General features: G+C 67.9%; 8 protein-coding genes. 3 read left to right on the top strand and 5 right to left on the bottom strand.

Annotated elements, in window-relative coordinates; genetic code table 11:
• From MJ777_RS20155 to MJ777_RS20165, 3 genes are all read right to left on the bottom strand, one after another.
• The coding region (locus tag MJ777_RS20155) for a type I polyketide synthase (protein WP_239377451.1) at positions 1-3,605 on the bottom strand (3,605 nt) is incomplete at its 3' end.
• A 120-nt stretch (positions 3,606-3,725) separates the two neighbouring features.
• Positions 3,726-4,331, bottom strand: a complete 606-nt coding sequence (locus MJ777_RS20160) for an SGNH/GDSL hydrolase family protein (RefSeq protein WP_239311863.1) — start codon at positions 4,329-4,331, stop codon at positions 3,726-3,728.
• Between the two features lie 59 nt (positions 4,332-4,390).
• Positions 4,391-5,590, bottom strand: coding sequence for an NAD(P)/FAD-dependent oxidoreductase (locus tag MJ777_RS20165; RefSeq protein ID WP_239346952.1), 1,200 nt, complete (start codon positions 5,588-5,590; stop codon positions 4,391-4,393).
• Between the two features lie 313 nt (positions 5,591-5,903).
• Here MJ777_RS20165 and MJ777_RS20170 point away from each other — a divergent pair, with 313 nt between their 5' ends.
• Positions 5,904-6,416 (top strand): DUF4442 domain-containing protein, encoded by a 513-nt coding sequence (locus MJ777_RS20170; protein ID WP_239311860.1) that lies wholly within the window; start codon positions 5,904-5,906, stop codon positions 6,414-6,416.
• Between the two features lie 111 nt (positions 6,417-6,527).
• Here the strand turns inward: MJ777_RS20170 and MJ777_RS20175 are convergent, their stop codons facing one another.
• Positions 6,528-8,303 (bottom strand): long-chain fatty acid--CoA ligase, encoded by a 1,776-nt coding sequence (locus MJ777_RS20175; RefSeq protein WP_239377452.1) that lies wholly within the window; start codon positions 8,301-8,303, stop codon positions 6,528-6,530.
• Positions 8,304-8,408: 105 nt separating this feature from the next.
• Between MJ777_RS20175 and MJ777_RS20180 the strand changes: the two genes are divergently transcribed.
• Both MJ777_RS20180 and MJ777_RS20185 read left to right on the top strand, forming a co-directional pair.
• Entirely contained in the window at positions 8,409-9,371 is a 963-nt protein-coding gene (locus tag MJ777_RS20180; RefSeq protein WP_239377453.1) for an alpha/beta fold hydrolase, read from the top strand.
• Between the two features lie 191 nt (positions 9,372-9,562).
• On the top strand, positions 9,563-10,036 hold the full coding sequence (locus MJ777_RS20185) for a PaaI family thioesterase (protein WP_239377454.1): 474 nt from the start codon (positions 9,563-9,565) through the stop codon (positions 10,034-10,036).
• A gap of 236 nt (positions 10,037-10,272) precedes the next feature.
• Here MJ777_RS20185 and MJ777_RS20190 read toward each other — a convergent pair whose 3' ends face one another.
• Positions 10,273-11,100, bottom strand: a complete 828-nt coding sequence (locus tag MJ777_RS20190) for an MBL fold metallo-hydrolase (RefSeq protein ID WP_239311856.1) — start codon at positions 11,098-11,100, stop codon at positions 10,273-10,275.
• Between the last annotated feature and the right edge of the window lie 204 nt (positions 11,101-11,304).

The following is an 11,304-nucleotide window of genomic DNA, read 5'->3' on the forward strand; positions in this document are numbered from 1 at the left end:
GACGCGACAGAAACAGCCGGAGCCGCAGACGCATCCGCGTCCCGGTGGCTCCCGTTACCCGTACCGTTCGCCGGAGCGGGCCCGGTGAGCTGACCGGGGATGGGCGGCCCGGCGAGATCGAATGGCAACCAGCTGTCCGTCCCAGCGGGTCCGGCCGGGGCAGGGATGGCGAACGGTGCGGGCGACGGTGTGGGCAACGGTTCGAGCGCCGGACCGGCGGCGGCCCCGGCGAGGTTTTCGACTTCCCCGGCCGGCGCGACATGGTGGCCGCTTCCGTCCGGTCCGGCCGCGGGCCGGCCGAGCTCCAGATCGGTGAGCGAGGTGAGGATCTCGTTCACCCGGATGTGCGCGGCGCTCATCGCGAGGCTCTGCGTGGAGACGGCCTCGACCGCGGCGTGCAGGCGCTGATCGGCCGCAGCGCCCTGGGATGGCTCGCGCAGGACCGCGGCCAGCCCGCCCGCGACTTGGAGCTGGCTGTCAAGGTACTGGCTGTGCAGGGCGAGATGTTCCCGGGCAACAGCCGCGATCTGATCCACCGGCGCCTCCTGTGCTGACGGCTGGGTCACGGCCGGCGCCAGCACCGGCGGCGGCACCGACGCCTGGGCTGGTATCCGCTCAGCCGCGGCCGGCGATGTCCGCGCGGGGACCTTGGGACGCCCGCCGGATATGTCGTCACCGGACGAGGCCGGGCGCGTGCCAGGCCCGTGTCCGGTCCGCCCGTTCTCAGCGGCGGCCCCGGCGGCTGCGGGTACCGGCGGGGGAACCCGATAGCCGTTGTCGATGGCTTCCCGGTAGGCACGCCGGTGGGCGTCGGGCACATGGTTCGCGCCGGTGAGGGGTATCGACATGCCGGCTGGCACCACCTCGGCGAACGGTTCGGCGGCGTACCGGTTGATGCCCGTGAGCGGCACGCCGAGGACCGCGAGGCGCACGGCGGCCTGCTTGAGAGCCGCGTCGCTGTCGCCGGTGGGGCCGCTGTCCGTGGCGATGGCGATGACATCGGGCTCACCCAGGCAGCGCTGGACGAGCCCGGTGAGGACCTTACGGGGGCCGAACTCGACGAAGACCGTGCAGCCGTCCGCGCGCATCGCCTCGACCCCGGCGGCGAACTCGACCGGGTTGACCAGCTGCTCGACAAGCACCCGCCGGTTGGCGGCGACATCCGTGCCGTAGCTGGCACCGGCGGTGTTCGCGTACGTGCGCCCCCGCGGCTCACGGATCTCCGTGGCTTCCACCGCTACGCGGAACGACTCGACCGCGTGCGCGACATGAGGGGTGTGGAAGGCCGCGGCGACCGGCAGGCGCTGGGCCGAGATCCCACGCGCGACGCAGCGGGCGACGAAGGCGTCCACGTCCGCTGTCCCGCCGCCGACCACGACCTGGTCCGGGGCATTATGGTTGCAGACAGTAACGCCCTGGTGTTCGACCAGCAGGCTGGTGACGTCCTCCCGGGCGGCCCGTACCGCGGCCATCGCCCCGGGGTCGAAAGCGGCGGCATCCGCCGGCGGGGCCATGGCCAGCCCCCTGGCCCGGGCAAGCCGGAAGAAGGACGTGTCGTCCAGCGCGCCCGCGGCCCACAGCGCGGTGAGCTCGCCGAAGCTGTGCCCCAGGAAGCCGTCACAGCGCAGGCCCAGCTCGGTGAGGAAACGGAACTGCCCGGCCGCGAGCGCGCCGATGGCGGGCTGAGCGTAGTCGGTGCGTGTCAGCGTGGCGTCCTGCTCCGCGGCCGCCGACGGATCGAACAGCGGCGGCGGGAACACCACCTGGGCGAGGGTCCTGTCCGCGTCGGTGAACGGCGTGTTGGCGTCGTCGAAGGCGGTGGCGACCGGCGGGATGTTCAGCACCGCCCGCAGCCCCATGTCGACGTACTGGCTGCCCTGTCCGGCGAACAGAGCGCCGATCATGATCTCTCGAAGTGCCCGGTTGCGGAAGGTGATCCCCCGCGGATGGACCCATTGCTCGGCGCCGATGTTCACCGCGAGCTGGTCGACGGCGATCGTGCGCAGTGCGTCCGCCTCGTCCTCGTAGGCGACGAAACCGACCCGGGCGTGGTCGGCCGGGATCTCGCCGTCGGCGTTGGGCGGGGCCGCGGCGCGCAGCAGGTCGAACAGGTCCTCCGAGCGCGGCGCGTGCCAGACGTAAGCGCGCGCGCTCTGGTGCATGGTGCGCAGCCCGGCACGGTCCGGGGCGCCTTCCTCGAGAACCACGTGGAAGTTCGTGCCGCCGAAACCCATGGCCGAGGCCGCCGCCCGGCGTCGCGGGCGGCGCGGGTCCCGGATCCAGGGACGGGTACGAGTGTTGATGTAGAAAGGCGAGCTGTCGAAGTCGACGGCGCTGTTGGGGCGCTCGACATTGATCGTCGGTGGGAGGACCCGATGGTGGAGGCTGAGCGCGAGCTTGATGAGCGCGGCCGCGCCAGCGGCGCCCTTGGTGTGTCCGATCTGCGACTTGACGCTGCCGATCGCGGCGAAGTGCTTCTCCCGCGTCGCCGTGCCCATGACGGTGTGCAGCGCGGTGAGCTCCGTACGGTCGCCGACCTTCGTGCCGGTGGCGTGTGCCTCGACAAGCTCGACCGTGGACGGCTCGCAACCGGCGTCCTCGTAAGCCCGTTGCAGGGCTATGACCTGCCCCTCCGCGCGCGGGGCATAAATGCTCTTGAAGCGCCCGTCGCTGGATGCCCCGATGCCGCGGATGACGGCGTAGACGCGGTCGCCGTCACGTTCGGCATCAGCCAGCCGCTTGAGCGCGAGCATGCCGATGCCCTCGCCCACCAGGGTGCCGTCAGCGGAATCGTCGAAGGGGCGGATCGTGTCGGTCCTGGACAGCGCCTGGGTCTTGCTGAAGCACATGAAGCCGAAGAGCGTGTTCTCCGTGTCACAGCCGCCGGTGATCATGAGGTCGGCCCGTTCCTCGACGAGTTCGCTCACGGCCATCTTGACGGCCGCCAACGCGCTGGCACACGCCGCGTCGACCGTGTAGTTCGATCCGCCGAGGTCCAACCGGTTCGCGATCCGGCCGGCGGTCACGTTGCCGAGCAGGCCGGGGAAGGAGTTCTCCTCCCATGCGGGAAAGGCGAGCGCGAACTTCGCCGCGATCGCTTCGGCGTCAGCCGCACTGAGACCGCAGCTGCGTACGACCTCCTTCAGCACGGGTGTCTCCAGCCGTGCCGCCATCGGATGCGTCATCGGCATCGGCCCGGTCACGCCTAGCGTGACACCTGTCCGCGTCGGGTCGTACCACGACGAATCAGGCGCACCGGCGTCGCGTAGCACGTCCCGGGCGACCAGCAGGCTGAGCAGCTGGACGACGCCGGTGGCCGGTAGCAGGTTGGGCGGGAAACCGAACTCCATCGGGCTGAACGCCATCTCCGGCACGAATCCGCCACGCTTGGAATAGGTCTTGTCCGGCGCGGCGGGATCCGGGTCGTAGTAGTCCGCCGGCTGCCAGTGGGTCGGCGGCACCTCCTGGGTGCAGTCGGCGGCATCAACGACGTTCTGCCAGTACTCCCGGAAGTTGTGGGCCATCGGAAAAAGACCGGCTAGACCGATAACCGCGATCGGATTCTTCGCGAGCCGGCGATCCGTTCTCTGGTCGCCCTCGTTCACAGGATTCCCCTTCTGGGTGGCTGGCGACGCTTGGAAACACGCCGCGTCCGCGCGGCGGCAACCGGTTGGCGTCGATTGAAGTCGCCATGGCATGATCTGAAGCGGTGGTGGAGCGGGAAATCAGCCGTGTGGGGCTCGGCTGGCCCAGGCGGTTTTGATCATATCAATGACCCGGTCGGCGACCGCGCGGTAGCCGGCTGGGCTCGGGTGCATCCCGTCTGGATTCCACAGGGCCGGGTCCGTGATACCGGATACGCTCGCGAGGTCGAGGCACAAGACGCGGCCGGCAACCAGTTTGTGCACGTGGTCGTTGGCGTCAGAAAAACGGGGGCGCAGCACGTCGCGGATGTTCGGCGGGATCGGCAGCATCGCGGGAATATCAGGGAAAGTCATTGTGAAAACCGTGGTACCGGGCACGGCGAGGGCGGTGAAGATACGGTCGAGATTCGATTCGAAACGGTCCCGGTCGTAGTCGCTAACAAGATCATTACCCCCTACCGTGACGCCCACCAGCGAGGAGCGGTTGGCGAGTGCCACGGCAAGCTGGCTGTCGACAACGGTCTGGGTCGTCGCGCCGTAGGACCCCAGGTTGAGCACCCGGCCGCGGGGGATCCCGAGCGCCGCCGCTGTCCGGGGCACCCAGCCGACGAAGGAGCCGTCCGGTCCGGGATCGCCCCGTCCCTCCGCGAAGCTGTCGCCGAGCACGGTCAGCGCGGGCGCCGGCATGGGGTCCTCCTGGGCGGGACGGGGAAACGGGATCGGCTGTCGTACGCGGTACGCGGTGGTCAGGCAGAAGATCCGAGCAGCTTGGCGACCTTCGCCGGGGCGAAGAAGTCAGCCGCCTTCACGGCACCGGCGATCAGCCCGAAGAACTCGCTCCTGGCCGCCGGATTACCGGGCAGGGCGTCGAGGACCGCCGCGACATCCGGCGGGAAGGCCAGCTCGGACAGGGCGCAGGTCAGCTTGTAGACGGCCGCGGACTCCTCGTCACGGTGCCGCTCGAAGGCCGCCAGCGCCTCCTCCATCGGCCGCTGGCCGGACAGCCCCTCGTGCACCGCCTCGGCCACCAGCGCGGCGTGCTCGAAAGCATCGGAGATGCCCTGGCCCGTCACCGGGTCCTTGTGGTAGCCGGCATCGCCGACCAGCGCCCATCCCGGACCGTGACAGCGGCGGTAGTAGTTGTCCGGGTACCGGACGCTGTAGAGGCGTTCCTCCCGCGTGCCGTTGGCGGCGAGGTCGTCGGCGAGGTCGGGGACCACGGCGCGCAGCACCTCGGTGAAGTTGCCCTCGGGGTCGGCGCGGAACTCCTCGAAACGCTCTCGACGCCGCATGATCGCAACGAGGGTCAGGCCGTCATGGGTCGGCCATCCGGCAGCCTGTTGATCACCACGGAAACGGCTGTTGAAGGACCAGTTCAAGCCGCTGTAATACGAGTAGTAGATGAAACTGGCGGCCGGCACCACGTTGTAGAACGGCGCCTCCATGGCCGTGGCGACCACCGAACCGCGGCCGTCCGCCCCGATGATGATGGACGCCCGGTCCTCGGTCAGCTCGCCACCGGCGTACTGCCCACGGATCCCCACCGCCCGGCCGTCCTCGACGATGATCTCACGCACCGGGTGCCCTTCCCGGACCTCGGCCCCCGCCTCGACCGCGGCGTCGAGGAGGAGCTTGTCGAGCACGGTGCGGCGGGGAGCGTACGCCTCGGTGATCCCGTCCACCGGATCGGCGAATCCGCTGATGACACTGTCGTCGCGGGAAATCGTCATATGGGTGATCGGGGTGCACTTCGTTTCGACGAGCCGGTCCAGCAGATCCCATTTACGCAGCAGCAACAGACCGCGCTGCTGCACGTAGTGGGTGGACGGCGTGTCGCTGGGAAAGGTGGCGCGGTCGACCAGAAGCACCCGGTAGCCGCTTCTGGCCAGCAGCATCGCCACCGGAGACCCGGCGCACCGCGCACCCACGACAATAGCGTCGTACATCGTTGCCAGGCTCCCTTGGGCCGTTGAACCACGGATGGCGGCGACCAGAATCGCGTCATCTTCGATCGGCTGACGCCTGACCGGAAAACGCCGCCATGACTGCATGACTGCCTTGCGCGGTGCATATTTTTTCTACCTGGCGCGGCAAAACAGGTCAACAGCCGGCCGCGAATCCTATCAGCCGATTTTTGCATCCTATCGGCACACAGAACAGCTGAATTTCGTCCGAGAATCTTCGTCATCGGTTCGGTTTCCGTTTACCGTTCGGCAAGTCTGCGAGTGAAATCTACCCGTTATGTCACGACAGCATGAGATGCCATCGGCGCTGGCGGCGGCCCAGGCCACTCTCGCAAAGGGCGGGAACGGGGGCCCGCCGAACCTCGAGCAGGTACGCACGATCGTCGATTCGATGGTGCCGTTCTGCAATCTCGTCGGGGTGCGGGTGACCGAGCTGCGCTCCGACGGAGCCGTCGCCGAGCTGCCGGACCGGGAGAACCTGCGCAACCATATGGGCACCGTGCACGCTGGTGCGCTGTTCCTGGCGGCCGAGGTCGCCTGCGCCGGGGCTTTCTCTGGAGCAATGGGTCCGCGGCTGCTGGGTGTGCGCGGCTTCCTGCTGCGCAACAGCCATGTTTCCTACCTCAAGCCCGCGCATGGACGCATCCGGGCGCGTGGCACCGTGGATCGTACGATCATCGCGGACGTGCTGACCCGGACCCAGGAGGAGCGTTTCGACCTCACCGGCCGTGCCCTGATCTACGATGACAACGACCTGCTGCTCGTCAAGGTCGACTTCGACTACGTCGCCTGGGTCGCGGCCGGCTGACGGCCGGGTATCGCAACCGCGGCCAGGCAACGGGGCCAGCGGCCAGCAAGACCCGCGCGAGTCCCACCGGCCGCCGCTCCCGGCCGCCGCGGCGCCGGCCAGGCCGGCTGCTCAGCCCGCGTACATCTGTTCGATCTCCTTGTCGAACCGCGCGACGATCACATCCCGGCGAAGCTTGAGCGAGGGCGTCAGATGACCGTCGGCAATCGAGAAGTCGATCGGCAGCACAACGATCTTACGGATCGACTCGGCCCGGGAGACCAGCTCGTTCGCCGCGTCGACAGCGGGCTGAAGCTCCGCGCGCAGACGCTCGTCGGCGTACCAGGAATCATCCGCAAGCAACAGGCCCAGCCGATCAGCCCAGGTCCGGACAGCGGTGCGGTCGACGGTGACAAGAGCGGTGACGAACGGCCGCTCGTCACCGACCACCATGCAGTTGCTCACCAGGGGATGCAGCCTGATCCGGTCCTCCAGCGGCGCTGGCGAGACGTTCTTGCCACCATTGGTGATGATAATTTCCTTACGCCGGCCAATGATGTACAGGTATCCGTCATCATCGAGCCGGCCAAGATCACCAGTTGCGAGCCAGTCGTCATCCGGCGCGGCACGCTCGACCGGCGGTGGCCAGTAACCGGCGGATACCTGCGGCCCGCGCACCAGCACCTCTCCGTCGTCACTGATCGCCACCGTTGTCCCGGGCAGCGGCCGGCCGACGCTCCCCGGCCGGTTGGCGCCCGGCGCGTTTATGCTCACCGCTGTCGACGCCTCGGTGAGGCCGTAGGCACCGAAGATCTCCACACCGAGACCGGTCATGAACTCCGCCGTCGAGGGGTCAAGGAATGCCCCCCCGCACACGATGTGCCGAAGACGCCCGCCGAAAGCGGCGCGCAGGGGACGGAACACCAACCGGTCGAACACGGGCTGGCCGGCGCGCAGCGCCGGGTCCGCCAGCGCATGGCCGCGGCGGACTTTTCCCTCGTGGATCGCCGTGCGTTCCGCGGCGCGGTAATCCACCGCCGAGAGATCGACGCCGGCAAGCTGGCGGGCGTTTTTCCTGATCTTCTCCAGAGCATACGGGACAGCGATCAGAAATGTCGGCCGGAAGGAAGGCATAACCGCCAGCAGATCAGCTGGGCTGGCGAGGTGCCCCGTACGGACCCCCGCCCACAGACAACCAAGCTGGGTGACCCGCCCGAAGACATGGGACAGCGGCAGGAAAAGCAGGGTGCTCGCCGGCTCCGGATCCGATCCCGAGAAAACGACACCCAACTGTTCCACCACGTTCACCGCGGCCGCGAACATATTGCCGTGCGTGAGCATACAGCCCTTGGGCGGGCCGGTCGTGCCGCTGGTGTAAACGATTGTCGCAAGATCATCCGCGCGTACCGCGCGCCGGCGTCCCGTCACCATCTCGTCCGGTACCGAGCCCCCCCGGTCCGCGAGATCATCGAAGGAGCCGCCCAGCAACCACCGGCGATCGGCGGGGACGCCCAGGCCACCCTTCCCCAGCATGTCCAGCCGCTCGGGCTCCTCGACGAAACAGCCGGACACGCCTGCATCCCGGATGATATGTCCGACCTGGTACTCCGACGATGTCGGGTAGATCGGTACGGTCACCGCGCCGATCGTCCAGATCGCAAAGTCCGCGACGACCCACTCATAACAGGTGTGGCCGAGTACCCCTATCCGGTCCTGGGCCGCGACGCCGCCGGCCAGCAGCCCCTTCGCTACCCGCAACACGTCGTGACCGAACCCGGCGAGGGTGACGTCCTGCCAACCGGTGGCTGTCCGGCGACTCAGAATCGGTCGGTCCGGCTCCAGCCGCTTACGGTCGAATGCCATGTCGGCAAGCCCCTGGCCATGCGGCGGAGTGGCTCCGCCGGGCATGCTGAATTCCTGCACGACTACCCCTAACAGCGATATGTGCGGTCGGGTGACAAAAACAGGATAGCCGGCTCCGATGATGGCCGGAAAGGTTGTTCACAAGTATTCATGAACCCTATACTCAACGACAACGGAAAAACCACGATCAGTTCGATCGAAAGGAGCGCCGCCTTGTCCGTCAACCCCAGAGCGCCGATTGAGACGGACGTCTCCAGCCCACCATCGACCGACATTGTTCCGATCACCACCGAAGACGGATCGACCTTCGTCCTCCGGCTGTTCTCCCAGCAGGATCAAACCGCTCCCGCGGTGCTTCTCCTCCCGGCCATGGGTGTGCCGGCGACGTACTACAAACCGTTCGTCCAGGAATTGTGCCGGCGTGGGCTGTCCGTCGTAACGGTCGATCTACGCGGCCAGGGCGAGAGTGTCCGGTCGACGCGCCCGGAAACGCGGTCCGGTTACCAGGTGATAATCGAGCAGGATCTCCCCGCCATCATCGAGACCGTCCACCGCCGGTACCCCGCGGCGCCACTGTTCCTGCTCGGTCACAGTCTCGGCGGCACCTTGGGGATCCTCTACGCCTCGGTCCGGCCGGATACCGTCGCGGGGGTCGCGGTCATCGCCACGGGGACCACCCACGTCAGCGGATTCGGTCGCCGGGGACCGAAAATCCTGCTGCAAACGCGGGCCGTCTACCTGGTGACCAGAATACTCGGCCACTGGCCCGGCCACCGGCTGGGATTCGCGGGCCGACAACCAGCCGGCCTCATGCTGGACTGGTGCCGACACGCCCGGACAGGACGGTACGAACCGGCGGGCTCCGACCAGAACTTCGAGCAACGACTTCGGGAGCTATCCGTGCCGGTGCTTGCCGTCTCCCTGGACGATGATCTACTCGCGCCCCGGCGGGCGGTCGACATCCTGTGCGCGAAACTCGGCTCCGCCCCGCTGGCCCGGCTGCATCTCGACCGTGCCTCCGGACAGCTTCGGCTCGGCCACATCGACTGGATACGGGACGGCGGCACGATCGCCGCCCGGATGACCGACTGGGTTACAACCGTACGGCAGTAGCTCGTCACCCGGCCGCGAATATCACCCGAGCGCCGGCCGATCGGCTCCAGCGGCCGGCGCTCGGTCAGCGCAACTCAGAGCGTGTGTGAGATCGGGCTTTCGATCAGTGAGCCGCGGCCAGGGGGCGCCTGGCCGCGGCGAGCCGGAATGACGATCTCACACACGCTCTCAACCCGAAGGAGAAGGTGTCCGTGCACGCGAACGGCGCACAAGAAGAATCTCCGGAGCTGAACCGCATCCGCGAGCTGCGCGAGATACTGGCCTACGGACTGGAATCCGGGATCGGGGTCGGGCACTCACTGGGCATCACACTTGCGTCGGTGGAGAAAGGCCGGACGGTGTACACGCTCACGCCCTCACCGGCCACGGCCAACGCCATCTCCACCGTGCATGGCGGCGTCCTGGCGACCCTCATGGACACCGCTATGGGCAGCGCGATCTTCACCGAGCTGGCCGATGGCGTTCTTTACACCACGCTCGAGTTGAAGGTCAACTTCATTCGCCCGGTCAAGCTTGACGGCGACCAGCTCAGCTGCGAAGGCAGGACGATCAACATCGGTAGACGGACCGCGCTCGCGGAGGCCCGCGTCGTCGACCCCGCCGGAAAACTGATCGCCCACGGAACCAGTACCTGCATGCTCATGCGGCCCGCGGACGCGGCCTGAGACACACCGATCTGACCAGCACGCCCGGCCCAGCGCGCCGGGCTGTGCGCGCCCCGGGTCGTTCCACGTCAGCCCGTTCCACGTCCCAAGGGGCGTCCCGGCCCCGACAGACATCACAGTCCCAACGGGCCGCGGCTCCACCAGGTGCGCCTCCAGCCGGTCATCGACGGCCCGCTGGAGGCGCGCTCACTGCGCCCACCGGCCTCGAGCTGGCCGGCGGACGCCCCGGGAGAACATCAGGAGAGCTGGATGCCGAACCGCGCGGCCGGTGCGGCAAGGCGCACCGGGCCGTCAAAGACCCGGCTGGCGTCAGCCTGGCGGGCATGCAGCCATCCTGGGTCGGCGGAGATGAAATGGGTGAGCACAAGCTGGCCGACCTCGGCCGCGGCTGCGGTCTCACCGGCATCGGTGGCGCTGAGATGGCCGTGCGGCCCGTCGTCGCTGACCGCCAGCGTGGCTTCGGCGAGCAGCAGATCGGCCTTTGCGGCCAGGGAGATCAGCGCGTCGGTGCGCCCTGTATCGCCGGTGTAGGCGAGTGTTCCCGCCGGGCCCTCCACCCGGACGCCGCAGTTGGGCACAGCATGCCGCAGGCCATGCATGCCGATTTCGCAGTCACCCGCCTTGAACACCTCGCCGGCACTGTATTCCCGCACGTCGAAAGCGATGTCGAACGCCTTGTCCAACATGGGGATCGTCGCCACTGGAAAAAGTTTCGCAAGCTTGTCCAGGGTCGCCCGGCCGCCGCTCGGGACGTACAACGGAATCGGTGGGCGCTCGCTGTGGTCGTCGGCCTCCGGCAGGCTTGCCAGGTGTTTTCCGTATCGGGCCCGCCCGCTCAGAAGAGCCTTCCCGACAGGTAGCAGATCATAACAGTGGTCCAGGTGAAAATGGCTGATCACAACCGCGTCCAGCATCTTTGGATGCCCGATCGCGCTGAGCGCCAGAGCCACCCCAGGACCGCAGTCCAGCAGTATCCTGGAACTCTCCGTACTCACCAGATAGCCTGAACTGCCCTGCCCGCCGGATGGCATTCCGGAGCGGCAGCCGAGGACCGTGAGATGCATCAGAAGGACATCCGATCTCCTGAAATACAAAAATCAACACCATGCCTGAACGCACATTTCACTCGTTCCAGTGATGGTGCTGCGCAATCATGGAGCTGGCAACCGGCAGGTTCCACACGGGCGATTGCCAGGATTAATCGCCGCGGGCCCCGGCCATGCTCACGGCCCCGGCCGCGCCCACGGCCCGGCCGGGCTGCTGGCCGG

Source organism: Protofrankia sp. Cj5 (assembly GCF_917627405.1).
Lineage (GTDB): Bacteria > Actinomycetota > Actinomycetes > Frankiales > Frankiaceae > Protofrankia.

Excerpts from the sequence above, each read along its gene's own strand:
- MJ777_RS20160 (WP_239311863.1), bottom strand. The coding sequence starts at position 4,331 with ATGCCGGCGCCCGCGCTGACCGTGCTCGGCGACAGCTTCGCGGAGGGA.
- MJ777_RS20165 (WP_239346952.1), bottom strand. The coding sequence starts at position 5,590 with ATGTACGACGCTATTGTCGTGGGTGCGCGGTGCGCCGGGTCTCCGGTG.
- MJ777_RS20170 (WP_239311860.1), top strand. The coding sequence starts at position 5,904 with ATGCCATCGGCGCTGGCGGCGGCCCAGGCCACTCTCGCAAAGGGCGGG.
- MJ777_RS20175 (WP_239377452.1), bottom strand. The coding sequence starts at position 8,303 with ATGCCCGGCGGAGCCACTCCGCCGCATGGCCAGGGGCTTGCCGACATG.
- MJ777_RS20180 (WP_239377453.1), top strand. The coding sequence starts at position 8,409 with ATGAACCCTATACTCAACGACAACGGAAAAACCACGATCAGTTCGATC.
- MJ777_RS20190 (WP_239311856.1), bottom strand. The coding sequence starts at position 11,100 with ATGCATCTCACGGTCCTCGGCTGCCGCTCCGGAATGCCATCCGGCGGG.